This window comes from Streptomyces sp. Mut1 (assembly GCF_030719295.1).
GTDB classification, from domain to species: Bacteria; Actinomycetota; Actinomycetes; order Streptomycetales; family Streptomycetaceae; genus Streptomyces; species Streptomyces castrisilvae.
The window spans coordinates 2356156-2380071 of sequence record NZ_CP120997.1 but is presented as its reverse complement, the minus strand read 5'-3'; the positions used below and the strand labels follow the sequence as shown (position 1 = coordinate 2380071).

Here is a 23916-nt window from a genome sequence, read left to right as displayed (position 1 = left end):
GCCACACTCCTCCCATGCGCGTGTACCTCGGATCCGACCATGCCGGTTACGAACTCAAGAACCACCTCGTGGAGTGGCTCAAGGCACAGGGCCACGAAGCCGTCGACTGCGGTCCCCACATCTACGACGCCCAGGACGACTACCCGCCGTTCTGCCTGCGGGCCGCCGAGAAGACGGCCGCCGACCCGGACAGCCTGGGCATCGTGATCGGCGGCTCCGGCAACGGCGAGCAGATCGCCGCCAACAAGGTCAAGGGCGTCCGCGCCGCACTCGCCTGGAGCGAGCAGACCGCCGCCCTGGGCCGTGAGCACAACGACGCCAACGTGATCTCCATCGGCGGCCGGATGCACACCGTCGAGGAGTCCACCAAGTTCGTGGAGATCTTCCTCGCCACCCCGTACTCCGGCGAGGAGCGGCACACCCGCCGCATCGACATGCTCACCGCCTACGAGAACACCGGCGAGCTCCCCCCGGTCCCGGCCCACCACCCGCAGCAGGGCTGACCCCCGACCCCCTGTGCCGCCGGTCCTTCCGGCGGCACAGCCATGTCCGCCCCCGCCCCACCCAGGAGACCCGCCACCGTGCCCGAGGGACACACGATCCACCGCCTCGCCGCGGACCACCGCGAGCGCTTCGCCGGCCGCCCGGCCCGGGTGAGCAGCCCGCAGGGGAAGTTCTCGGACAGCGCCGCCCTGCTCGACGGCCGGGTCCTGGAAGCGGCCGACGCCCACGGCAAGCACCTCTTCCTCGGCTTCCACGACATCGGCTGGGTCCACATCCACCTCGGCCTGTTCGGCAAGCTCGGCTTCGGTACGGTGCCGGCCCCGCCGCCCACCGACACCGTCCGGCTGCGCCTGCTGAACGACGCCCACCACGCGGACCTGCGCGGCCCCACCACCTGCGCCCTGATCACCGACGCCGAGAAGCGCGCGATACACGACCGGCTGGGCCCCGACCCGCTGCGCGGCGACGAGGACGGCGAGCGTGCCTGGCGGCGGATCTCCCGCAGCCGGATCACCGTCGCCGCCCTCCTGATGGACCAGAAGGTCATCGCGGGCGTCGGCAACGTCTACCGCGCCGAGGTGCTGTTCCGGCACGGCATCGACCCGTACCGGGCGGGCAGGGACCTCACCCGCCGCGAGTGGGACGCGATCTGGGCGGACCTGGGCGCGCTGATGCGCGAGGGCGTACGGAACAACCGGATCGACACCGTCCGCCCCGAGCACCTGCCCGAGGCGATGGGCCGCCCGCCGCGCGTGGACGACCACGGCGGTGAGGTCTACGTCTACCGGCGCGCCCGCCAGGCCTGCCACATCTGCGGCGGTGAGATCCGCACGGCCGACCTGGCCGCCCGCAACCTCTTCTGGTGTCCCGGCTGCCAGCCCGCGTGAACACACCCGGCTACCCGCCAGTACGACACCGGTCGGGCCGATTTCGAACACATTGTCATGGGGTCCCCCTGCACCGGAGGCCGCCGGGTGGATAAGGTCCCCGCAATGGCCCGACGCGCAGGAGCAGACACGTACCCGGCCCGATTGCGGAAATCGGCGCACCGGGTCCGCAGCACGCTGCGCAGGTCCGGGGTCGACTACTTCCGCGGCGACGGCTCCGACTGGATCGCCCTGGCCGGTCTGCTGCTCGTCATCCCGGTCATCACCTGCGTCACCCTGGCCGACCCGGTCTGGTGCGCGCCCACCATGCTCGTCCTGCCGATCGTCGCGGGCGGCCTGCTGCTGCGCCCCGCCAGCCTGCTCGGCCTGTACGCGACGGCGGCCGCCGCCCTCATCGTGGAGTCGATCTGGCTCGGCCCCTACGAGAACGGCCCGGCCAGGGTCACCCCCGGCACCGTCCTGACGGTCGCTGCCTGCGGGCTCCTCGGACTGATCCTCGCTCAGTTCCGCGCCCGCGTCGGCGTGCCCTGGCGGCGCGGCGGCACCATGCTCTTCGACCTGCGCGAACGCATCCGCGTACAGAGCGCGCTGCCCCGCCTCCCGCAGGGCTGGCACCGCGAGATGGCGCTCCGCCCGGCCGGCGGGCAGTCCTTCTCCGGCGACTTCGTCGTCGCGGCCCGCACCCACGGCGGCCGGACCCTGGAGGCCGTCCTGACCGACGTCTCCGGCAAGGGCATGGACGCGGGCTCCCGCGCCCTGCTGCTGTCCGGCGCCTTCGGCGGGCTCCTCGGCTCACTGCCCCCGCACGGCTTCCTGCCCGCCGCCAACGGCTATCTGCTGCGCCAGGACTGGGACGAGGGCTTCGCCACCTCGATCCATCTGGTCCTCGACCTCGAAACGGGCGACTACGAACTCCTCTCGGCGGGCCATCCGCCCGCACTCCAGCTCCACGCCGGCAGTGGCCAGTGGGAGGAGATGGCGGCGGAGGGCCCGCTGCTCGGGGTGTACGACGGGGCCGAGTTCGACCCGGTGAAGGGCCATCTGGCCCCGGGCGACGTGCTGATGCTGTTCACCGACGGACTGGTGGAGGCATCGGACCGGGACATCGCGGAGGGCATCGACCGGCTGACCGGCGAGGCCGACCGCTATGTCGCCACCGGCTTCGAGGGCGCCGCCTGGCATCTGATCGAGGCCTGCGCGAAGGACGTCAACGACGACCGGGCCCTGCTGCTCCTGTCACGGAAGTCCTGAACCGTACGCAAACGCCGTGAACCGGGCACGCGTCAAGGGGAGTCGCACCCTCACCTGTTCGAGATTCACGGGACCGGGGTCCGCGGCAGCGGCGCGAGGGCCGGTTCCGGCCTGCCCGGCAGGAGGCGGGCCAGCCAGTGCGAGCGCCCGGCCGCCAGCGGAGCCAGGACCGCAAGGACGAGCACATAGCCCGCGATGAACGGGGAGAGCCGTTCGTTCAGGCCGGCACCGGCCGCCATCGTGGCGAGGATCAGGGCGAATTCGCCGCGCGCCACCAGGGTGGTGGCGATGTTCGCGGCGGCCTGCGGGCCGAACGCGTACACCTTGGCGGTGGCGATTCCGGAGAGGATGTTCATCGCGAGGGTGACCGCGACGGCGGCCAGCACCGGCCACAGCACGGTCGGCAGGTCGCCGGGGTCGATGGAGAGCCCGAAGGCGAAGAAGAAGATCGCGCCGAACGCGTCCCGCAGGGGGTGGACCAGCTTGCGGATGCGCTCGCCCGACGACGTGTTGCCGAGCATCAGTCCCACCATGAAGGCACCGATCGCGTCCGCGACCCCGAACCACTCGGAGATCCCGGCCACCAGGACGGCCGCCCCGAGGAAGGAGATGACGAGGAGTTCGTCGTCCCGGGTGCTGATCAGCTTGCCGATGACCCGGATGCCGTACCGGGCGGCCAGGGCGAGCACGAGCAGGAAGCCGAACGCCTTGCCGCCGTCGGTCACCGCCGCGCCGAGGCTGTCCGCGCCGGAGAGGACGGGCTGGAGGGCGGCCAGGTAAAGGGCGAGGAAGATGTCGTCGACCACGATGATGCCGAGGATCGGCCGGGTCTCCGGATCACCGAGCCGGCCCAGGTCGACCAGCACTTTGGTGACGATGGCCGACGAGGAGATGCCGAGCACGCCGGCGAGCACCAGCGCCTCGGAGGTTCCCCAGCCCAGCGCGAAGCCGAAGCCCAGCCCGGCGCCGACGTTCAGGACGAGGTAGGCGCCGCCGGCGACGACCATCTTGCGGCCGCCCGTCTTGAGGTCGTCCAGGTGGAACTCCAGGCCCAGGTAGAAAAGGAGCAGCACCAGGCCGAGCGCGGAGAGCATCTCCAGCTCGTGCGGATCGGCGACGAGGACGATGCCGGGGGTGTGTGGGCCTAGGAGGATCCCGGCCAGGATGAACAGGGGGATCGTCGGCAGCCCGATGCGGCGGCCGACGCGTGCGAGGACGGCGGCGGCGAGGAAGGCGCCGCCCATGGCGATGAGCGTGTCTGCGTGTCCGATGAGCCTGACCTTTCAAAGAGTAAAGAGAGTGTCAAGAAATGGTCAGAAGTTAGTTTACCGAATGATTGAAGTTGCAACTGAGGGGGTGGTCGGACGGCCTACATCCCCTCGCCTCGGGAACCCCCGCCGAACAGCGGAATTGAGCCAACACCCGCGAACACGACGAAGCCCGGCCGCAGTGGGCCGGGCTTCGTCAGTGGGGAGCTGAGGCGGGGTCTCAGAGCTTGGCGGACTCCTTGCGGAACGCCCAGTTCATGTCCGGCTCGGTCACGCAGCGCAGGACCCGGCGCACCGGCGGCGTGCACAGCAGCGTCACACCGGCGGATGCGACCACGGTCACGATCACCAGGCCGGTCGGCGACACGAGCCCGGGGTGGTCGTCGAAGACGCCCGCGTAGCCGACGCCCTTCACGAAGAAGCCGTGCAGCAGGTAGCCGCAGATCGTGCCGGCGCCGAGCACGGTGAACCACATGTGCCGGCGCGGCACCAGGGCCAGGAACGCGGCGGTCAGCAGTGTCGCGCAGCCGAACATCGCGAGCGTCATCACGGCGCCGGACCACCACGGCGCGCCCATGTCCTGGGCGCTGGAGTCCCGCAGGAACCAGCCCAGTTGCATCCGGGGCGCCGCCCAGTACGCGAAGACGAGGGCCACGGCGAACAGCGGCAGGGCGGCCAGCCGCGCCTCGCGGCGGCGCACCAGCTCGAAGTGCTCCGGCTTCAGCTGGAGCCCGAGCACGAAGAAGGGCAGGAACTGCAGGACGCGCGGCAGGTCGAGGTCGTCGCCGATGCTGGGGGCGAGCGAGGCGAGGACGGCGATCACGAGGGAGACGGCCAGCGGGTGGCGGAGGCTGCGCCACACCGGGGTGGTGAGCCGCCAGATGAACAGGGCGGCCAGGAACCAGGTCAGATACCAGGGCTCCAGCAGGCTGATCGGGGCGTCCGGCTGGTCGTTCGCGTACCGCCGGAACAGCGAGTACGCCGTCTCGAACACCACGTAGGGCACGGCGACCCCGGTGACCAGCCGCTTCACCTTGGCGGGGCTCAGATCGAACGACCGTGAGAAGTATCCCGAGATGAGGATGAACGCCGGCATGTGGAAGGTGTACGTCACCATGTACAGCGCGCGGGCGGCCCGGCTCCCCTCCATGACCGGGACCCATGAGTGCGCCACCGCGACCAGCACGATGGCGAGGTACTTCGCGTTGTCGAAGTGGGCGTCACGCTTCTTGGCGGGCGCGCTCCGCGCAGGCTCGTTCGCTACCGGAGCGGGTGCTTCCCCGGTCGCCGTCGGCGCAGGGTGTCTGGGCTCCGACTCCCCGGTCGCCGGGGAAACCTTGGCCCTCTGCAATGCGTTCGGAGCGTGGAACATCTCAAGCACCCTAGACGTCTCGATTGCCATTCGTGAAACCGCCATCGAATAGCGCGTGTTCCCTGCATATCAAATGGCAAACCAACGTAACTTGCCCGTTCTGCCTGGTTTTATCCGCATCAAAAGGTGCATACCGCCAGCAGGTTGACCGAAGTGAATTGCGTCGCGTTCGGCGGCGAATTTCCCTGTGAATAAACTGTGTGGATACCGAAACGATCACCGTTGCATATCGCTGCGAGGTGCGGATTCACAGGAACGGCCGATAGTGCGGCAGGGGTACGGAGCGGCCGAGTGGGGTACGTGTGCACGGTGCTGGCGCACAGGTTCGAGCCATCCGGCGCACAAGGGGCGCAGAAGGGCGCAGGATGGCGTGATATCGACAGGTCGATTCGTCACCCGGCAGCGACCCGGGGGGAGTTGGTGGCACGATGGGCGCGACGGAGGGGTGCACGGCCGCACAGCTCCGGGCCTGCAAGGCGGACCGACCGAAGGTGTGATCAGTCGTGGCCATTTCACTGTCTGTGGTGCTTCTTCTGGCCATCATCCTGGTGGTCTTGATCCGAGGCGGCTCCATCAAGGCCGGGCCCGCGGTCGTCGCGGTGCTCTTCGGCTTCTTCCTGGCATCGACCGGCATGGCGCCGTCGATCAACAGGTTCATGAACTCGATAGCCGAGACGGTCAACCAGATCAGCTTCTGAGCCGGCCCCGGGCCGCTGCCCGGCCCGGGGAACGACGAGGGGCCCGGTCCACCGGACCGGGCCCCTCGTCGTGCGTGGAGCGGGCGACGGGAATCGAACCCGCGTAGCTAGTTTGGAAGACTAGGGCTCTACCATTGAGCTACGCCCGCAAGCGGCGCGCCGCAGGTCACGGGGACCGCGGCACGAGGAGCATCGTAGCGGGTCGCGGACCCTGCCCGCACACCCCTTGCCGCGCCGGGTGGTGTCGCGCCGGACCGGCCCGCGCGAAAGCGGCCGGGCCCGAGCCTGACGGCATGTACCCTACGTGTCGCACCGACGGGGTGTGGCGCAGCTTGGTAGCGCGTCCGCTTTGGGAGCGGAAGGTCGTCGGTTCGAATCCGGCCACCCCGACCACCGGCAAGATCGCGTTCGATGATCGCGTTGTGGGAGTCCTCCCCCTTGCCGTTACTATGCAAAATGCGTGCCCGTGTGTCTGATGTACCGGGCTCGGTCCGCGAAGCCGCCTCCTGTGCGGCCGAGCAGAACCCCAAGAAGTCAGCCACCAAGGAGACCGAACCGTGAAGAGCGCCGTGGAGACCCTGAACCCGACCCGGGTTCGGCTCAGCATCGAGGTGCCCTTCGAGGAGCTCAAGGACAGCCTCGACGCGGCGTACAAGAAGATCAACCAGCAGGTCACGGTGAAGGGGTTCCGCAAGGGCAAGATCCCCAGCCGGGTCATCGACCAGCGGTTCGGCCGTGGTGCTGTGCTGGAGGAGGCCGTCAACGACGCCCTCCCGAAGTTCTACACCGAGGCCGTCAACGAGGGTGAGCTGAACGTCCTCGGCCAGCCCGAGGTCGACATCACGGAGCTGAAGGACGGCGAGCTGCTGGCCTTCACCGCCGAGGTCGACGTGCGCCCCGAGATCGAGATCCCGGACTACTCCGGCATCGAGGTCACCGTCGACGCCCTTGAGGTCAGCGACGAGGACGTCGAGAAGGCCGTCGAGCAGCTCCGTGAGCGCTTCGCCTCGACCAACCCGGTCGAGCGCGCCGCCGCCGCCGGTGACGTCGTGACGATCGACCTGCAGGCCAAGGTCGAGGGCGAGGTCCTGGAGGACGGCGTGGCCGAGGGTGTCTCGTACACCATCGGCTCCGGTGAGCTCCTCGAAGGCATCGACGACGCCGTGACCGGCCTGGAGGCCGGTGGCGAGGCCACCTTCGCCTCCGAGCTGAAGGGCGGCTCCGCCGAGGGCAAGGAGGCCGAGGTCACCGTCAAGGTCACCGCCGTCGCCGCCCGCGAGCTGCCCGAGCTGGACGACGAGTTCGCCCAGATGGCCAGCGAGTTCGACACGCTGGAGGAGCTGAAGGCGGACAGCCGCAAGCGCCTGGAGAGCACCAAGCAGTACGACCAGGCCACCCAGGCCCAGGAGCGCGTCCTGGAGGAGCTGCTCAAGCTCGCCGAGGTCCCGATCCCGGAGAAGCTGCTCGCGGACGAGGTCCAGACCCGCAAGCACAACCTGGAGCACCACCAGCTCGGCCAGATGGGTCTCACCCTGGAGAAGTACCTGGAGATCCAGGGCAAGACCCTTGAGGAGTTCGAGGCCGAGACCTCCGAGCAGGCCGTCAAGGGCATCAAGACCCAGTTCATCCTGGACGAGCTCGTCAACAAGGAGAAGCTGAACGTCAACCAGGAGGAGCTCACCGAGCACCTCATGCGGCGTGCGGCCTCCTCCGGCATGAGCCCGGACCAGTTCGCCCAGGCCGTCGTCGAGGGTGGCCAGGTGCCGATGCTCGTCGGCGAGGTCGCCCGCGGCAAGGCGCTGGCCGTCGTGGTCGAGGCCGCCAAGGTGGTCGACACCAACGGTGAGGTCGTCGAGCTGGAGGACGACGAGGAGGCCGCCGAGGAGACCGTGGAGGCCACCGAGGCCGCCGCCGGCGACGCCGAGGAGAAGACCGAGGCCTGAGCCTCGCGCTGACCCCGCACGACGGGCTCCGGACGCCACGCGTCCGGAGCCCGTCGTCGTACCGCGGCCGATTCGCCACAACCCGTGTGCCAACTGCGGACCTTGCGCTCCCAGCGAACAGTTGCGGAAGCGGGATGGCGTTGTCCCACCTGCGCGTTAGGGTCCATGAAGAGGAAGGGTCGGGGAGTCCCGGCCCACCCGGTACGAAGACGCTGAGACGGCCGGAGCCGTCAGAGACGAGCAGGTGGATACGTGACGAATCTGATGCCCTACGCCGCCGGAGAGCCGTCCCTCGGTGGAGGCCTCGGTGACCAGGTCTACAGCCGGCTGCTCGGCGAGCGCATCATCTTCCTCGGACAGCAGGTCGACGATGACATCGCCAACAAGATCACCGCACAGCTGCTCCTCCTTGCCGCCGAGCCGGACAAGGACATCTACCTCTACATCAACAGCCCCGGCGGTTCGGTGACGGCCGGCATGGCGGTCTACGACACCATGCAGTACATCCCGAACGACGTGGTCACCATCGGCATGGGCATGGCCGCCTCGATGGGTCAGTTCCTGCTCACCGGCGGCACCGCCGGCAAGCGCTTCGCGCTCCCGAACACCGACATCCTCATGCACCAGGGCTCGGCCGGCATCGGCGGTACGGCGTCGGACATCAAGATCCAGGCCCAGTACCTGCTGCGCACCAAGCAGCGGATGGCGGAGATCACCGCCCGCCACTCCGGCCAGACCGTGGAGACGATCATCCGCGACGGCGACCGCGACCGCTGGTACACCGCGGAGGAGGCCAAGGACTACGGCCTCATCGACGAGATCATCACGATCGCATCGGGCGTTCCGGGCGGCGGCGGCACCGGCGCCTGATCCGGCCCCCCGGACAGCGCCCGCGCCGCACCGCGCATCTCTCGTACGCCGAGACACCCAGCCACAGAACGCCACCAGGATGGTGAACACCCACATGAACAACTTCCCCGGCGCCTCCGCGAGCGGTCTCCACACCGGCCCGCAGGTGGACAACCGCTACATCGTCCCGCGCTTCGTGGAGCGCACCTCGCAGGGCGTGCGCGAGTACGACCCGTACGCGAAGCTCTTCGAGGAGCGCGTGATCTTCCTCGGCGTGCAGATCGACGACGCGTCCGCCAACGACGTCATGGCGCAGCTGCTGTGCCTGGAGTCGATGGACCCGGACCGGGACATCTCCATCTACATCAACAGCCCCGGCGGCTCGTTCACCGCGCTCACCGCGATCTACGACACGATGCAGTTCGTGAAGCCGGACATCCAGACGGTCTGCATGGGCCAGGCGGCCTCCGCCGCCGCCGTCCTGCTCGCCGCCGGTACGCCCGGCAAGCGCCTGGCGCTGCCGAACGCGCGTATCCTCATCCACCAGCCGTCCTCGCAGACCGGCCGTGAGCAGCTCTCCGACCTGGAGATCGCGGCCAACGAGATCCTGCGGATGCGGACCCAGCTGGAGGAGCTGCTGGCCAAGCACTCCACCACACCGATCGAGAAGATCCGCGACGACATCGAGCGCGACAAGATCCTGACCGCCGAGGACTCCCTCGCCTACGGTCTGGTCGACCAGATCGTGGCGACCCGCAAGAGCGCGGCCGGAGCGGCCGCCTGACGTGGGCCCCGACCCCTTGGCACGGACGGACACCCGGTCCCGGCCGTGTGAACCGTGCCAAGGGGGGCCCGTATGGGGGGCCAGGCAAGGTACCGTCGGATAGAGGCACCAGGAGCCGCTGAACCAGGCGTCTCCCAGGCGAAGGGGAAGCACCTCGTGGCACGCATCGGTGATGGCGGCGACCTGCTCAAGTGCTCGTTCTGCGGAAAGAGCCAGAAGCAGGTGAAGAAGCTCATCGCGGGTCCCGGTGTGTACATCTGCGACGAGTGCATCGATCTCTGCAACGAGATCATCGAGGAGGAGCTCGCCGAGACGAGCGAGGTCCGCTGGGAAGAGCTTCCCAAGCCGCGCGAGATCTACGAGTTCCTCGAGGGGTACGTCGTCGGGCAGGAGCCCGCGAAGAAGGCCCTCTCGGTCGCTGTGTACAACCACTACAAGCGGGTCCAGGCCGGGGAGAACGGCGGCGGGGCCGGCCGCGACGACGCGATCGAGCTCGCCAAGTCGAACATCCTGCTGCTGGGCCCCACGGGCTCCGGCAAGACGCTGCTGGCGCAGACGCTGGCCCGCATGCTCAACGTCCCGTTCGCCATCGCGGACGCGACGGCGCTGACGGAGGCCGGCTATGTCGGCGAGGACGTCGAGAACATCCTGCTGAAGCTGATCCAGGCCGCGGACTACGACGTCAAGAAGGCCGAGACCGGGATCATCTACATCGACGAGATCGACAAGGTCGCCCGCAAGAGCGAGAACCCGTCGATCACCCGTGATGTCTCGGGCGAGGGCGTCCAGCAGGCCCTGCTGAAGATCCTGGAGGGCACCACCGCCTCCGTACCGCCGCAGGGCGGCCGCAAGCACCCGCACCAGGAGTTCATCCAGATCGACACGACGAACGTCCTGTTCATCGTGGGCGGCGCCTTCTCCGGCCTGGAGAAGATCATCGAGTCCCGGGCCGGCGCCAAGGGCATCGGCTTCGGCGCCACGATCCGCTCCAAGCGGGAGATCCAGGCGAGCGACCAGTTCCAGGAGGTCATGCCGGAGGACCTGGTGAAGTTCGGGATGATTCCCGAGTTCATCGGCCGCCTCCCCGTCCTGACCTCGGTCCACAACCTGGACCGCGAGGCCCTGCTCCAGATCCTCATCGAGCCGCGCAACGCCCTGGTCAAGCAGTACCAGCGCCTGTTCGAACTCGACGGCGTGGAGCTGGACTTCGAGCGCGAGGCGCTGGAGGCCATCGCCGACCAGGCGATCCTGCGCCAGACCGGCGCGCGCGGCCTGCGCGCGATCATGGAGGAGGTCCTCCAGTCGGTGATGTACGAGGTGCCGTCCCGCAAGGACGTCGCCCGTGTCGTCATCACCGCCGACGTGGTCCGCAACAACGTCAACCCGACCCTGGTTCCGCGCGAGCCGCGCACGATCGGCAAGGGCGACGAGGGCCGGCACGAGAAGTCCGCGTAGCACCGCTCGATACGAGCGCGAAGGGGCGCCCGGCCGGGAGAACCGGCGGGGCGCCCCTTCGGGGTACCGCGGTCAGATCTTGGTGCGGGAGGTGTTGTAGAGCTGCGCGGCGAGATCGGCGACCTCGTCGGTCGACATGCTCTTGTTGGTCATGGCCGCGCCGATGTCCACGGCGATGACGATGCCGACCGTGCTGTAGTCGGACCAGATGCAGACGGGGGTGTTCAACTCCTTGGGTCCGTTCTGCACGGTGCCGTCCGCCTTGTCGTTGACGGTCTTGAACACCTGGCACTTCATCAGCGCGCCGTCGAAGTTCTTGGGGTTGACGGTCTCGGGCGAGCCGACGAGCGAGACCTTGCTGTCGTCGTCGCCCTCGCTCTTGCCCATCTCCTCCTTGGCGCTGGCGAACGCGGCGTCGACCGTCTTCGCCGGGTCGTCGACCTGGCCCCACAGGCCCTTGAGCATGAGCATCTTCGTGGTGAGCGGGTTCTTCTCCATGTCCCCGCTGGCGTAGCTGGCGCTCGCCTCGGTGGGCGACTTGATGCCCATGTCCTCGGCCTCGGTCTTGTCCTTGCCCGTCAGGGGACCGGACTTGTTGTCCGAGGCGTCGTCGCCCTTCTTGTAGTCGCCCACCGCGTCCGGCGGCGTCAGCTTGTACCCCTTGGTGGAGTCCGCGACCGAGGCGCTGCCGCCGTCCGACGTCAGGTAGTACACCCCGCCCGCGACGACCGCCAGGGCGACGACCGCGGCGGCGACGATCAGGCCGGTCTTCTTCTTCGGGGGCTCCGGTGCCGGGAAGCCCGGCTGCTGGCCGTAGACCGGCTGGCCGCCGTACGGCGGAGTCGGGGGCTGCTGGCCGTACGGTCCGGGCTGCTGGGCCTGCGGGTAGCCGTAACCGGGCTGGGGCTGCTGCTGGGGCGGGACGCCCTGGGGGGCCTGCTGCGGGTAGCCGTAGCCGGGCTGCCCCTGGGGCTGCCCCTGCGGGGGCTGGCCGTACGGGGGCGTGGGGGGCTGCTGGCCGTACGGTCCGGGCTGGCCCTGCGGCGGCTGGCCACCGTACGGGCCCGGCTGGTTGTAGCTCATCTGCGGTGTCCCCTGTTCGTGATGCTTACGCGTTCCGAACATCCTGACGGAAGCCCTGCGGGCACGGACCACCGGGAGGCACACCGTTACGGAACAAACCGGTTTCAGTGCATGACTGTGACGGCTCTAAACTGTCCGCGTGACCGAGAACCCAGCGCAGCAGCCAGCCAGCAACCCCGAACTGCCGACCCAGTACACGCCGGCCGAGGTAGAGGGGAAGCTGTACGAGCGCTGGGTGGAGCGCGGGTACTTCGAGGCGGACGAGCACAGCGACAAGCCGCCGTACTCCATCGTCATCCCGCCGCCCAACGTCACCGGTTCCCTGCACCTGGGCCACGCCTTCGAGCACACGCTGATCGACGCCCTCGTCCGCCGCAAGCGCATGCAGGGCTTCGAGGCGCTGTACCAGCCGGGCATGGACCACGCCGGCATCGCCACCCAGAACGTCGTCGAGCGCGAGCTCGGCAAGGAGGGGAAGTCCCGCCACGACCTGGGCCGGGAGGCCTTCGTCGAGCGTGTCTGGCAGTGGAAGAACGAGTCGGGCGGCCAGATCTCCGGCCAGATGCGCCGCCTCGGTGAGGGCGTCGCCTGGTCCCGCGAGCGCTTCACGATGGACGAGGGCCTGTCCAAGGCCGTCCAGACCATCTTCAAGCGGATGTACGACGACGAGCTGATCTACCGCCGCGAGCGCATCGTCAACTGGTGCCCGCGCTGCCTCACCGCGATCTCGGACATCGAGGTCGAGTACCAGGAGGACGACGGCGAACTCGTCTCCATGACGTACGGCGAGGGCGAGGAGATCATCGTCGTCGCCACCACCCGCGCCGAGACGATGCTCGGTGACACCGCCGTCGCCGTCCACCCCGACGACGAGCGGTACAGGCACCTCGTCGGCAAGCGGATCAAGCTGCCACTGACCGACCGCACGATCCCGGTCGTCGCCGACCACCACGTCGACCCCTCGTTCGGCACCGGTGCCGTGAAGGTCACGCCCGCCCACGACCCGAACGACTTCGAGATCGGGCAGCGCCACGACCTGCCGTTCCTCACCGTCCTCGACGAGCGCGCGGTCATCACCGTCCCCGGCCCCTTCGAGGGACTGGACCGGCTGGAGGCCCGCTCCGCCATCGTCGCCGCGCTGCGCGCCGAGGGCCGGATCGTCGCCGAGAAGCGCCCGTACGTCCACTCCGTCGGCCACTGCTCGCGCTGCAAGACCACCGTCGAGCCGCGCCTCTCCATGCAGTGGTGGGTCAAGGTCGCCCCGCTCGCGCGGGCGGCCGGTGACGCCGTCCGCGACGGCAAGGTCAAGATCCACCCGCAGGAGATGGAGAAGCGGTACTTCGACTGGGTCGACAACCTCCACGACTGGTGCATCTCGCGCCAGCTGTGGTGGGGCCACCGCATCCCCGTCTGGCACGGCCCCGACGGCGAGATGGTCTGCGTCGGACCGGACGACGAGCCGCCCACCGGAGAGGGCTGGACGCAGGACAGCGATGTCCTGGACACCTGGTTCTCCTCCGGCCTGTGGCCCTTCTCCACGCTCGGCTGGCCCGAACGGACCGACAGCCTCGCGAAGTTCTACCCGAACTCCGTCCTGGTCACCGGCTACGACATCCTCTTCTTCTGGGTCGCCCGGATGATGATGTTCGGCCTGTACATCAACGACGGCGTCCCGCCGTTCGAGACGATCGTCCTGCACGGCATGGTCCGCGACGAGCACGGCAAGAAGATGTCGAAGTCCTTCGGCAACGTCGTCAACCCGCTGGACTGGATGGACAAGTACGGCTCCGACGCGCTGCGCTTCACCCTCGCGCGCGGCGCCAACCCGGGCACCGACGTCCCGATCGGCGAGGACTGGGTCCAGGGCTCCGCCAAGTTCTCCAACAAGATCTGGAACGCCACCCGCTTCGCCCTGATGAACGGCGCGACGATCGAGGGCGAGCTGCCGTCGGCCGACGAGATGTCGGTCACCGACCGCTGGATCCTGTCCCGGCTCAACAAGACGGTGGCCGAGGTCGACTCCTACTACGACGACTACCAGTTCTCCAAGCTCAGCGAGTCGCTGCGGCACTTCGCCTGGGACGAGGTCTTCGACTGGTACGTCGAGCTGTCCAAGACCACGTTCTTCGGCGGCGGCCGCCCGGCCGAGGTCTCCGGCCGGGTCCTGGGCGAGGTCCTCGACGTGATGCTGCGCCTGCTGCACCCCGTCGTCCCCTTCGTCACCGAGACCCTGTGGACCGCGCTCACCGGCCGCGAGTCCGTCGTCATCGCCGACTGGCCGAAGGACTCGGGCTTCCGCGACGAGGCGGCCGAGCGGGAGATCGAGCTCGTCCAGCAGGTCGTCACCGAGGTCCGCCGCTTCCGCTCCGACCAGGGCCTCCAGCCCGGCCAGAAGGTTCCGGCCGAGCTGACCCTGACCGGCACCCCGCTCGCCCCGCACGAGACGGCGATGCGGCAGCTGCTCCGGCTCCAGCCGGCCGGTGACGGCTTCCACGCCACCGCGTCGCTGCCCGTCGCCGGGGCGACCGTCGCGCTGGACCTGTCCGGCACGATCGACGTCGGCGCCGAGCGCAAGCGGCTGACGAAGGACCTGGAGGCGGCCCGCAAGGAGAAGGGCCAGGCCGAGGGCAAGCTCGGCAACGAGGCGTTCCTCGCCAAGGCCCCGGACAACGTGGTCGACAAGATCCGCGGCCGGCTCACCAAGGCCGAGGCCGACATCGAGCGGATCACCGGCCAGCTGGCGACCCTGCCGCAGGCCTGAGACACACCGCCGCGAGGCCCCCGTCCTCCTCGTCCGAGGGGTGCGGGGGCCTCGCCGTGTCCGGTCCCCGGGCGGCTGCGCACGTTGTCGGTGCCCATCCGTAGACTGGCCCCGTGAGTGAGCCCCGCCCTTCCGACCGGCCCGACGCGTCCGATCCCGACGACACCTTCGCGGAGATCGTCGACGAAGCGACCCAGCGCGACCCCGACCTGGCGGTGATCGAGGCGGGGAGCCGCACGCTGCGCGCCGCCTCGGGGCCGCCCCGCGGTGACGAGATCCCCGCCCGCCCCGCCGACCCGGAGGTGGACAAGGCGCTGCGCGCGGTGGAGCAGGAGCTCGCCGGGCGCTGGGGCGAGACCAAGCTGGAGCCGTCCGTGACGCGCATCGCCGCGCTGATGGACGTGCTCGGCGAGCCGCAGCGCGCGTACCCCTCGATCCACATCACCGGCACCAACGGCAAGACGAGCACCGCCCGCATGATCGAGGCCCTGCTCGGCGCCTTCGACCTGCGCACCGGCCGCTACACCTCGCCGCACGTCCAGTCGATCACCGAGCGGATCAGCCTGGACGGCGCGCCGATGGACCCGGAGCGGTTCATCTCCACGTACGAGGACGTCAAGCCGTACGTCGAGATGGTCGACGCCCAGCAGCCCTACCGGCTGTCGTTCTTCGAGGTGCTCACCGGCATGGCGTACGCGGCCTTCGCCGACGCGCCGGTGGACGTCGCCGTGGTCGAGGTCGGCATGGGCGGCACCTGGGACGCGACCAACGTGATCGACGCGACGGTCGCCGTCGTCACCCCCATCTCGCTGGACCACACCGACCGCCTGGGCTCCACGCCCGGCGAGATCGCGACGGAGAAGGCCGGGATCATCAAGCAGGGCGCCACGGTCATCCTCTCCCAGCAGCCCGTGGACGCCGCCCAGGTGATGCTGAAGAAGGCCGTCGAGGTCGACGCCACCGTGGCCCGCGAGGGCATGGAATTCGGCGTGGTCTCCCGGGAGATCGCGGTCGGCGGCCAGCTGCTGACGCTGCGCGGCCTCGGCGGTGAGTACACGGACGTCTTCCTCCCGCTGTACGGCGCCCACCAGGCGCACAACGCGGTGGTGGCGCTCTGCGCGGTCGAGGCGTTCTTCGGCATCGGCGCGGAGCAGGCCGGTTCGCTGGACGCGGACATCGTGCGCAGGGCGTTCGCCTCGGTGATCTCGCCCGGCCGCCTCGAAGTCGTCCGCTCCAGCCCCACGGTCGTCCTGGACGCCGCGCACAACCCGGCCGGCGCCCGCGCCACCGCCGACGGCCTCTCCGAGGCGTTCGGCTTCTCCCGGCTGATCGGGGTGGTCGGTGCCAGCGGCGACAAGGACGTGCGGGGGCTGCTCGAAGCCTTCGAGCCGATCTTCGCCGAGGTCGTCGTCACCCAGAATTCCACCGCGCGGGCGATGGACGCCGACGCGCTCGCGGCCGTCGCCGTCGAGGTCTTCGGCCACGACCGGGTGCAGGTCGAACCCCGGCTCGACGACGCGCTGGAGGCGGCGATCACCCTCGCCGAGGAAGAGGACGAGTACGCGGGCGCCGGGGTGCTGGTGACCGGTTCCGTGATCACGGTCGGCGAGGCCCGGCTGCTTCTGGGAAGGCGCTGACCCATGCGCACGCTCTGTGCTTCGACGCTGATCGGCGAGTTCTTCGTGATCGGGTTCGCCGGACTCGTCGCGATGAAGTCCGACGACCTGACGAACGCCACGGTCTGGACGGTCTGCGGCATCGGGATGCTGTTCTCCGTGCTGCTGTGCGGGATGATCACCCGGCCGGGGGGCGTCCAGCTCGGCTGGGCGCTCCAGATCGCCCTGGTCGCGAGCGGCTTCGTGGTGCCGACGATGTTCATCCTCGGCGTGGCCTTCGGCGCGCTGTGGTGGGCCTCGGTGCACTACGGCCGCCGGATCGACGCGGTGAAGGCCCGGTGGGCGGCCCAGGCGGAGGCCGAGGCGCCCGCCGCGAGCTGACCCCGCCCCGGGGCGGGAGCCACGGCAAACCCGGCCGATGGCCCGCCGCCCCGCCCCTGTAATCTCGCCTCACCGCACCCGTATGCCTGCAAGGAGCCGCACATGACCCAGCGCACCCTCGTCCTTCTCAAGCCCGACGCCGTCCGTCGCGGCCTGGTCGGCGAGATCGTCGGGCGCATCGAGCGCAAGGCCGGCTGGAAGATCACGGCGCTGGAGCTGCGTACGCTGGACCGCGGCACGCTGGAGCAGCACTACGCGGAGCACGTGGGCCGCCCGTTCTACGAGCCGCTGATGGAGTTCATGCAGTCCGGTCCGGTCGTCGCCCTGGTGGCCGAGGGCGAGCGGATCATCGAGGGCGTCCGCGCCCTGGCCGGCCCCACCGACCCGATCGCCGCCGCGCCCGGCTCGATCCGCGGTGACTTCGGCACGATCACCCGGGAGAACCTCATCCACGCCTCGGACTCCGAGGAGTCCGCGGAGCGGGAAATGAAGCTGTTCTTTCCCGGACTTTCCTGAGCCGCACTCAGCCGAACAGCGCTCATGACCTGGGGCGACCGAAGTAATTCGGTCGCCCTTCGGCATAGGGTCCCCGATCGCGGGAACGCATCCCTGCGACGTAACGTCACCATGAGTGGAACGGCCACCCGTTCTGCCCAGCAAGGCGGCGGACCCTCGCGCTGTGTCGGTGCATCCGGCACTACGATGGAACCTTCCACGCCCGCAGCGCTCATCTCGCCTACCAAAACAAGCCATCAACGCTTTCGCTTGGGAAGGCCCGACGCATCCTCATGGGGAACAAGGGGAACTCAATGTCGTTCATCGGCCGTGACATGGCTATCGACCTCGGGACTGCCAACACGCTGGTGTACGTCAGGGGGCGCGGCATCGTTCTGAACGAGCCGTCCGTCGTGGCCATCAACACCAACACCGGCGGAATTCTGGCGGTCGGCGCCGAGGCCAAGAAGATGATCGGCCGTACGCCGGGCAACATCGTTGCCGTACGGCCCCTGAAGGACGGCGTGATCGCCGACTTCGAGATCACGGAGCGGATGCTCCGCTACTTCATCCTGAAGATCCACAAGCGCCGCTACCTGGCCCGCCCCCGGGTCGTGGTCTGCGTGCCCTCCGGCATCACCGGGGTCGAGCGACGCGCCGTGATCGAGGCCTCGACCCAGGCCGGCGCCCGCCAGGTGCACATCATCGAGGAGCCCATGGCGGCGGCCATCGGCTCGGGCCTCCCGGTCCACGAGGCCACCGGCAACATGGTCGTGGACATCGGCGGCGGCACCACCGAGGTCGCGGTGATCTCGCTCGGCGGCATCGTCACCGCCCAGTCCATCCGGGTCGCCGGTGACGAGCTGGACAACGCGATCATCCAGCACATCAAGAAGGAGTACTCGCTCCTCCTCGGTGAGCGCTCCGCCGAACAGATCAAGATCACCATCGGTTCGGCGTTCGATCTGGAGAAGGACGAGCACACCGAGATCCGCGGCCGCGACCTCGTCTCGGGCCTGCCCAAGACCGTGGTCATCTCCGCGACCGAGGTCCGCAAGGCGATCGAGGAGCCGGTCAACGCGATCGTCGACGCGGTCAAGACGACCCTCGACAAGTGCCCGCCGGAGCTGTCCGGCGACGTCATGGACCGCGGCATCGTCCTCACCGGCGGCGGCGCGCTGCTGCGCGGCCTCGATGAGCGGCTCCGTCACGAGACGGGCATGCCGATCCACATCGCCGAGGACCCGCTGGACTCGGTCGCGCTCGGCTCCGGCAAGTGCGTCGAGGAGTTCGAGGCGCTCCAGCAGGTGCTGGACGCCCAGCCCCGACGGTAGTGACCCCACGACCCTCCGCGCGGACGCTGCCGTTCCGCGCGGGGGATCGTTGATATACAGGCACGAACATTCCTACGAGGAAGGCACGGCCGCCGCACGTGAGGGACACACGAGAGAGCCGGCTGCTCCTGGTGCTGCTGATCGCCATCGCATTCGCACTGATCACGGTGGACATCCGCGGCGGTGAGGAGTCACCGGTGGACGGTGCCCGGCAGGCCGCCGCCACGGTCTTCGGCCCCGTGGAGAACGGTGTGGCGTCGGCGGTCGACCCGGTGGGCAACGCCATAGGAGCGGTGCGCGCCTCCGGCGCCCGGCACGACAAGATCGCCGCGCTGGAGAAGCAGAACGCCGAGCTGAAGGCCGAACTCGGCAGCGACGCCCGCAACCGCAGCCGGGTCCGCGAGCTGGACAAGATGCTGAAGAAGTCGGCCACCGGCCAGTACGGCATCAAGGCCGCCGAGGTCATCGCCATAGGAGCGGCCCAGGGCTTCTCCTGGACGGTCACCATCGACGCGGGCTCCAAGGACGGCCTCAAGCGCGACATGACCGTACTCAACGGGGACGGGCTCGTCGGCCGCGTCACCACCGTCGGCCCGGACACCGCGACGGTACTCCTCGCCAACGACCCCGACTTCACCGTCGGCACCCGGATGGAGTCCACCGACGAACTGGGGTTCGCCACCGGCCAGGGCTCGCGCCCGCTGTCCGTGCAGTTCCTGAACGGCAAGGCCAAGGTCAAGAAGGGCGACCGGCTCGTCACCTTCGGCTCCAGCAAGGACAAGCCGTTCGTGCCCGGCGTCCCGGTCGGCGAGGTCGTCCGGGTCGACCCGTCCGGCGGTGACCTCACCCGTACCGTCTACGTCCGCCCGTACGTCGGCTTCACCAAGCTCGACATCGTCGGCGTCGTCGTCCAGGCACCGCGCGAGGACCCCCGCGACATGGTCCTGCCGAAGAAGCCGAAGGCGTCCGCGAAGCCGAAGCCCACCCCGACCGTCACCGTCACCATCTCGCCCAACGGCGACATCGTCGACACCGAGGGCAACGTCGTGGGCAACATCCACGAGAGCCCCAGCCCGGACCCCAGCGAAAACGCCACGCCGAACGCCGACAACGCGGTCAACGAACAGAGGTAGAGCTGATCCCCATGCACGTCAACCGGACCCTGCTCTCCATCGTTCTGGTCGTCTTCGCCCTCGTCGTCCAGGTGTCCGTACTGGCCCGGCTCCAGCTGCCCGGTGCCGTGCCCGACCTGCTGCTCATGGTCGTCCTCGGCCTGGCCTTCGTGTACGGGCACGTCAGCGGCGCCCTCATCGGCTTCGGCGCGGGTCTCCTCGCCGACCTGGCGCCCCCCGCCGACCACGCCGCCGGGCGCTACGCCCTGGTGCTCTGTGTCATCGGCTACCTCGCGGGCCTCGCCCGGCCGGAGAACGGGCAGCTCAGGTCGGCCTTCCTGCCGATGGCCGTGGTCGTCGCGGCCGCGATCGGCTCGACCCTGCTGTACGCGGGCGTCGGCGCCCTGGTCGGCGACACGGCGGCCCGCCATGTGGGCCTGGGCAGTCTGCTGTTCACCGCCGCCGTCTACGACCTGCTCCTCGCGCCCTTCACGGTGCCGCTGATCATGGCGCTGGCCAGACGTACGGTGAACGACCCCGTCACCGAGTCCTCCTCCGGCCGCGGTGACGTGGCGGCCGGCTGGCTCGCGGCGGGCACCGGGCTGCGGATCGGCAGCCAGCGCGGCGGACTGCGCGTGAAGGCGGCCCGCAACCGGGCGGCACGCGCCGGACGGATCAAGGGAGTCAAGCGACTGTGAGGCTGCGTTCCCCGGGGCACGACCCCCGGACCACGACGGGAGGCGCCCCGTGAGCAACATTCCCGAGACGGGCCGGACGCAGCGGGTCCAGATCCGTCTCATCGTCATCCAGGTCCTCGTCTTCTCCCTGCTGCTCACCCTCGGCGGCCGCCTCTGGTACCTCCAGATCCGCAACGGCCAGGAGTACTCCGACGAGGCGAAGAACAACCACGTCCAGCAGGTCGTCCAGCCCGCGGCCCGAGGCTCCATCCTCGACGCGCGCGGCGTGCCGCTGGCCGACAACGAGACCCGCCTCGTCGTCTCCGCCAGCCGCACCGACCTGCTGAAGATGGCCGACGACGGCAAGGCCGTGCTGACCCGGCTCGCCGGCGTGCTCGACATGAAGCCGAAGGACGTCTTCGACAAGGTCCGGCTCTGCGACGCCAAGACCCCGCAGCCCTGCTGGAACGGTTCGCCCTACCAGCCGATCCCGGTCACCGACGAGGCCACCACCCAGCAGGCCCTGACCATCCGCGAACGCGCCGAGGACTTCCCCGGCATCACCGCCGAACCCACCGCAGTGCGCCGCTACGCCGCACCCGGCAAGGCCAACACCGCCCAGGTCCTCGGCTACCTCTCGCCCGTCACCGACGAGGAGATCACCAAGGCCCAGGACAGCGAATCGCCCTACCTGCGCTCCGACATGGTCGGCCGCTCCGGCCTGGAGCGCACGTACGACAAGGAGCTGCGCGGCAAGGCGGGCGTCACCCGCTACGAGGTCGACAACCTCGGCCGGGTCATCGGCCAGGCCAAGAACGACGAGGCGGAGGCCGGCGCCAGCGTCGTCACCTCCATCGACGCCCGCGTCCAGGCCGTCGCCGAGTACGAGCTCAACGAGGCCATGAAGGCGGCCCGCAAGGAGTTCGACACCAACACCGGCGAGAACTACAAGGCGGACTCCGGCGCCGTCGTCGTCATGGAGGCCAAGACCGGCCGGGTCGTCTCCATGGCCTCCCTGCCCAACTACGACCCCAACTCCTGGGTCGGCGGCATCTCCGCCAAGGACTACGCCAAGCTCACCGGCAAGAACAGCAACTTCCCGCTGCTGAACCGGGCCATCCAGGGCCAGGCCGCCCCCGGCTCCATCTTCAAGGTCATCTCCTCGACCGCCGCGGTCAACGCCGGATACCCCTTCGACGGCAACTACCCCTGCCCCAGCTCGTACTCCATCGGCGGCCAGACCTTCAAGAACTTCGAGTCCCAGGGCTACGGCAACATCACCATCGGCCGCGCTCTGGAGGTCTCCTGCGACACCGTGTACTACGGCATCGCGCACAAGGAGTGGCAGAAGGACGGCGGCAACAACCCCAAGAAGAACCCCAACGACTGGTTCTACAAGACCGCCCACCAGTTCGGCCTCGGCAAGGAGACCGGCATCGACCTCCCCAACGAGGTCAGCGGCCGCGTCCCGGACCGCCAGTGGAAGAAGGACTTCGCGGCGGCCAACCACGACTCCTGGTGCAAGCAGGGCAAGAAGGACGGCACGTACGTCGAGAAGATCGCCTACGAGAACTGCCTCGAAGGCGACAAGATGCGCGCCGGTGACTCCGTGAACTACTCGATCGGCCAGGGCGACACCCTCGTCACCCCGATCCAGATGGCCACCATCTACGCGGCCATCTCCAACGGCGGCACGCTCTACGACCCCACTGTCGGCAAGGCGATCGTCAGCGGCGACGGCAAGACCGTCCAGAAGATCGAGCCCAAGTCGCACGGCAAGCTGCCCTTCACCCGGAAGACGCGCAACGAGATAGACGAAGCCCTCGCGGGTGTCGCGACCCGCGGCTCCGCCGCCTGGCGATTCGGCGGCTGGCCGCAGGACAAGATCCCGATGCACGCCAAGACGGGTACCGCCGAGGTCTACGGCAAGCAGACGACCTCCTGGTTCGCCACGTACACCAAGGACTACACGGTCGTCATGACGATCTCCCAGGGCGGTACGGGTTCCGGCGCGTCCGGGCCCGCCGTCCGCAACATCTACAACGCGCTCTACGGCCTCGACGCCACCGGCAAGCAGGACCTCAAGAAGGCCCTCCTGCCGACGCCCCAGAAGGGGCTGCCGAAGATCGGGACGGACGGCACCATCGACGCCCCGACGATCAAGCCGTACAACCCCGCCTCGCAGAACCCGGCCACCGAGCAGACGCTCGCCGCGGTCCTCGGGAGGCGCGACTGATGGCCGGCTTCTCCGTCCAGCGCTACGCCCCCGAGCGCTCCACCTGGGGCCGGCTCGTCGCACGCGACTCGCTCGTGCGCCGGCTCGACTGGCCGCTGCTGGGATCGGCGATCGCGCTCTCCTTCATCGGCTCGCTGCTCGTCTGGTCGGCGACCCGGGGACGCGACTCGCTGACCCACGGCGACCCGTACTACTTCCTGTTCCGGCACGCCCTCAACACCGGCATCGGCATCGCGCTGATGATCGGCACGATCTGGCTCGGCCACCGCACGCTGCGCGGCGCGGTGCCGGTCCTGTACGGGCTGTCCGTGCTCCTCGTGATGGCGGTCCTCACCCCGCTGGGCGCCACCGTCAACGGCGCCCACGCCTGGATCCTGCTGCCGGGCGGGTTCTCCCTCCAGCCCTCCGAGTTCACCAAGATCACCATCATCCTGGGCATGGCGATGCTGCTCGCCGCCCGCGTCGACGCGGGCGACCAGCTGCACCCCGACCACCGGACCGTCGCCAAGGCCCTCGCCCTGGCGGCGCTGCCCATGATCGTCGTCATGGGGATGCCGGACCTCGGCTCCGTGATGGTCATGGTCGTCATCGTGCTCGGGGCGCTCCTGGCGTCCGGCGCCTCCAACCGCTGGGTCTTCGGACTTCTCGGCACGGGGGTGGCCGGGGCGGTCGCCGTCTGGCAGCTCGGGCTGCTCGACGACTACCAGATCGCCCGGTTCGCCGCCTTCGCCAACCCGGCGCTCGACCCGGCCGGCGTCGGCTACAACACCAACCAGGCGCGCATCGCGATCGGCTCCGGCGGCCTGCACGGCACCGGCCTCTTCCAGGGCACCCAGACCACCGGGCAGTTCGTCCCCGAGCAGCAGACCGACTTCGTCTTCACGGTCGCCGGTGAGGAGCTGGGCTTCCTCGGTGCCGGGCTCATCCTGGTCCTGCTCGGCGTCGTCCTGTGGCGTGCCTGCCGCATCGCCCGCGAGACCACCGAGCTGTACGGCACGATCGTCGCCGCCGGGATCATCGCCTGGTTCGCCTTCCAGTCCTTCGAGAACATCGGCATGACGCTCGGCATCATGCCGGTCGCGGGTCTCCCGCTGCCGTTCGTCTCCTACGGCGGCTCCTCGATGTTCGCGGTCTGGGTGGCCATCGGGCTGCTCCAGTCGATCCGGGTGCAACGGCCGATAACGGCCTGAGCGGTCACCCGGCGGCGCGT

Annotated in this window: 20 protein-coding genes and 2 tRNA genes; 18 read left to right on the top strand and 4 right to left on the bottom strand. The window is 69.4% G+C overall.

Annotated elements, in window-relative coordinates:
• Positions 1-14 precede the first annotated feature (14 nt).
• The 3 genes from P8A18_RS10200 (at position 15) to P8A18_RS10190 (ending at position 2642) form a co-directional block, all read left to right on the top strand.
• Entirely contained in the window at positions 15-503 is a 489-nt protein-coding gene (locus P8A18_RS10200) for a ribose-5-phosphate isomerase (protein WP_136319840.1), read from the top strand.
• Positions 504-581: 78 nt separating this feature from the next.
• Positions 582-1391: an Fpg/Nei family DNA glycosylase gene (locus P8A18_RS10195; protein WP_306053569.1), complete on the top strand. Its 810-nt coding sequence runs from the start codon at positions 582-584 to the stop codon at positions 1389-1391.
• Between the two features lie 105 nt (positions 1392-1496).
• Complete coding sequence (locus P8A18_RS10190; protein ID WP_026249600.1) at positions 1497-2642, top strand: PP2C family protein-serine/threonine phosphatase; 1146 nt, start codon at positions 1497-1499, stop codon at positions 2640-2642.
• A gap of 65 nt (positions 2643-2707) precedes the next feature.
• On the opposite strand, the gene P8A18_RS10185 is transcribed toward P8A18_RS10190, so the two are convergent.
• Complete coding sequence (locus P8A18_RS10185) at positions 2708-3886, bottom strand: cation:proton antiporter (protein ID WP_306053568.1); 1179 nt, start codon at positions 3884-3886, stop codon at positions 2708-2710.
• 244 nt (positions 3887-4130) lie between these two features.
• Complete coding sequence (locus P8A18_RS10180; RefSeq protein WP_306053566.1) at positions 4131-5282, bottom strand: acyltransferase family protein; 1152 nt, start codon at positions 5280-5282, stop codon at positions 4131-4133.
• A gap of 503 nt (positions 5283-5785) precedes the next feature.
• Here P8A18_RS10180 and P8A18_RS10175 point away from each other — a divergent pair.
• Positions 5786-5980, top strand: a complete 195-nt coding sequence (locus P8A18_RS10175; RefSeq protein ID WP_306053565.1) for a hypothetical protein — start codon at positions 5786-5788, stop codon at positions 5978-5980.
• 75 nt (positions 5981-6055) lie between these two features.
• Here the strand turns inward: P8A18_RS10175 and P8A18_RS10170 are convergent.
• A tRNA-Gly gene (locus tag P8A18_RS10170) sits at positions 6056-6129 on the bottom strand.
• 167 nt (positions 6130-6296) lie between these two features.
• Here P8A18_RS10170 and P8A18_RS10165 point away from each other — a divergent pair.
• The 5 genes from P8A18_RS10165 to clpX all read left to right on the top strand — a co-directional run bounded on the left by P8A18_RS10165 (position 6297) and on the right by clpX (position 11011).
• Positions 6297-6373, top strand: a tRNA-Pro gene (locus P8A18_RS10165).
• Positions 6374-6537: 164 nt separating this feature from the next.
• Entirely contained in the window at positions 6538-7923 is a 1386-nt protein-coding gene (gene tig / locus P8A18_RS10160; protein WP_306053564.1) for a trigger factor, read from the top strand.
• Positions 7924-8187: 264 nt separating this feature from the next.
• Positions 8188-8793: an ATP-dependent Clp protease proteolytic subunit gene (locus tag P8A18_RS10155; protein WP_018551584.1), complete on the top strand. Its 606-nt coding sequence runs from the start codon at positions 8188-8190 to the stop codon at positions 8791-8793.
• 79 nt (positions 8794-8872) lie between these two features.
• The gene (locus tag P8A18_RS10150; protein ID WP_306053562.1) at positions 8873-9556 is read left to right on the top strand and encodes an ATP-dependent Clp protease proteolytic subunit; all 684 of its coding nucleotides are present in this window, start codon (positions 8873-8875) and stop codon (positions 9554-9556) included.
• Positions 9557-9712: 156 nt separating this feature from the next.
• The gene (clpX, locus tag P8A18_RS10145; RefSeq protein ID WP_018103185.1) at positions 9713-11011 is read left to right on the top strand and encodes an ATP-dependent Clp protease ATP-binding subunit ClpX; all 1299 of its coding nucleotides are present in this window, start codon (positions 9713-9715) and stop codon (positions 11009-11011) included.
• Positions 11012-11083: 72 nt separating this feature from the next.
• Here the strand turns inward: clpX and P8A18_RS10140 are convergent, their stop codons facing one another.
• Positions 11084-12094: a hypothetical protein gene (locus P8A18_RS10140; protein ID WP_306053561.1), complete on the bottom strand. Its 1011-nt coding sequence runs from the start codon at positions 12092-12094 to the stop codon at positions 11084-11086.
• Positions 12095-12233: 139 nt separating this feature from the next.
• Between P8A18_RS10140 and P8A18_RS10135 the strand changes: the two genes are divergently transcribed.
• The 9 genes from P8A18_RS10135 (at position 12234) to rodA (ending at position 23896) form a co-directional block, all read left to right on the top strand.
• Entirely contained in the window at positions 12234-14855 is a 2622-nt protein-coding gene (locus P8A18_RS10135; RefSeq protein WP_306053559.1) for a valine--tRNA ligase, read from the top strand.
• 113 nt (positions 14856-14968) lie between these two features.
• Positions 14969-16492 (top strand): bifunctional tetrahydrofolate synthase/dihydrofolate synthase, encoded by a 1524-nt coding sequence (gene folC, locus P8A18_RS10130; RefSeq protein WP_306053558.1) that lies wholly within the window; start codon positions 14969-14971, stop codon positions 16490-16492.
• Positions 16493-16495: 3 nt separating this feature from the next.
• A complete protein-coding gene (locus tag P8A18_RS10125; protein ID WP_306053557.1) occupies positions 16496-16852 on the top strand; it encodes a DUF4233 domain-containing protein in 357 nt (118 codons plus the stop codon).
• Between the two features lie 102 nt (positions 16853-16954).
• Positions 16955-17368, top strand: a complete 414-nt coding sequence (ndk, locus tag P8A18_RS10120; protein WP_018551590.1) for a nucleoside-diphosphate kinase — start codon at positions 16955-16957, stop codon at positions 17366-17368.
• 293 nt (positions 17369-17661) lie between these two features.
• The gene (locus P8A18_RS10115; protein WP_018551591.1) at positions 17662-18681 is read left to right on the top strand and encodes a rod shape-determining protein; all 1020 of its coding nucleotides are present in this window, start codon (positions 17662-17664) and stop codon (positions 18679-18681) included.
• A gap of 98 nt (positions 18682-18779) precedes the next feature.
• Positions 18780-19814, top strand: a complete 1035-nt coding sequence (gene mreC, locus P8A18_RS10110; protein WP_306053556.1) for a rod shape-determining protein MreC — start codon at positions 18780-18782, stop codon at positions 19812-19814.
• 11 nt (positions 19815-19825) lie between these two features.
• Entirely contained in the window at positions 19826-20491 is a 666-nt protein-coding gene (gene mreD, locus P8A18_RS10105; protein ID WP_306053554.1) for a rod shape-determining protein MreD, read from the top strand.
• 49 nt (positions 20492-20540) lie between these two features.
• Positions 20541-22706 carry a penicillin-binding protein 2 gene (gene mrdA / locus P8A18_RS10100; RefSeq protein WP_306053552.1) on the top strand — a complete coding sequence of 722 codons (2166 nt, stop codon included), beginning with the start codon at positions 20541-20543 and terminating at the stop codon, positions 22704-22706.
• A complete protein-coding gene (gene rodA / locus P8A18_RS10095) occupies positions 22706-23896 on the top strand; it encodes a rod shape-determining protein RodA (protein ID WP_306053551.1) in 1191 nt (396 codons plus the stop codon). The genes mrdA and rodA overlap by 1 nt, the downstream gene beginning before the upstream one ends.
• Positions 23897-23916: the final 20 nt, after the last annotated feature.

Bases quoted from the DNA above. Each gene is read 5' to 3' on its own strand.
- P8A18_RS10155 (WP_018551584.1), top strand. From the start codon at position 8,188: ATGCCCTACGCCGCCGGAGAGCCGTCCCTCGGTGGAGGCCTCGGTGAC.
- P8A18_RS10190 (WP_026249600.1), top strand. From the start codon at position 1,497: ATGGCCCGACGCGCAGGAGCAGACACGTACCCGGCCCGATTGCGGAAA.
- P8A18_RS10150 (WP_306053562.1), top strand. From the start codon at position 8,873: ATGGTGAACACCCACATGAACAACTTCCCCGGCGCCTCCGCGAGCGGT.
- mreD (WP_306053554.1), top strand. From the start codon at position 19,826: ATGCACGTCAACCGGACCCTGCTCTCCATCGTTCTGGTCGTCTTCGCC.
- ndk (WP_018551590.1), top strand. From the start codon at position 16,955: ATGACCCAGCGCACCCTCGTCCTTCTCAAGCCCGACGCCGTCCGTCGC.
- rodA (WP_306053551.1), top strand. From the start codon at position 22,706: ATGGCCGGCTTCTCCGTCCAGCGCTACGCCCCCGAGCGCTCCACCTGG.
- P8A18_RS10140 (WP_306053561.1), bottom strand. From the start codon at position 12,094: ATGAGCTACAACCAGCCGGGCCCGTACGGTGGCCAGCCGCCGCAGGGC.
- P8A18_RS10125 (WP_306053557.1), top strand. From the start codon at position 16,496: ATGCGCACGCTCTGTGCTTCGACGCTGATCGGCGAGTTCTTCGTGATC.
- P8A18_RS10200 (WP_136319840.1), top strand. From the start codon at position 15: ATGCGCGTGTACCTCGGATCCGACCATGCCGGTTACGAACTCAAGAAC.
- P8A18_RS10185 (WP_306053568.1), bottom strand. From the start codon at position 3,886: ATGGGCGGCGCCTTCCTCGCCGCCGCCGTCCTCGCACGCGTCGGCCGC.
- P8A18_RS10180 (WP_306053566.1), bottom strand. From the start codon at position 5,282: ATGTTCCACGCTCCGAACGCATTGCAGAGGGCCAAGGTTTCCCCGGCG.
- P8A18_RS10115 (WP_018551591.1), top strand. From the start codon at position 17,662: ATGTCGTTCATCGGCCGTGACATGGCTATCGACCTCGGGACTGCCAAC.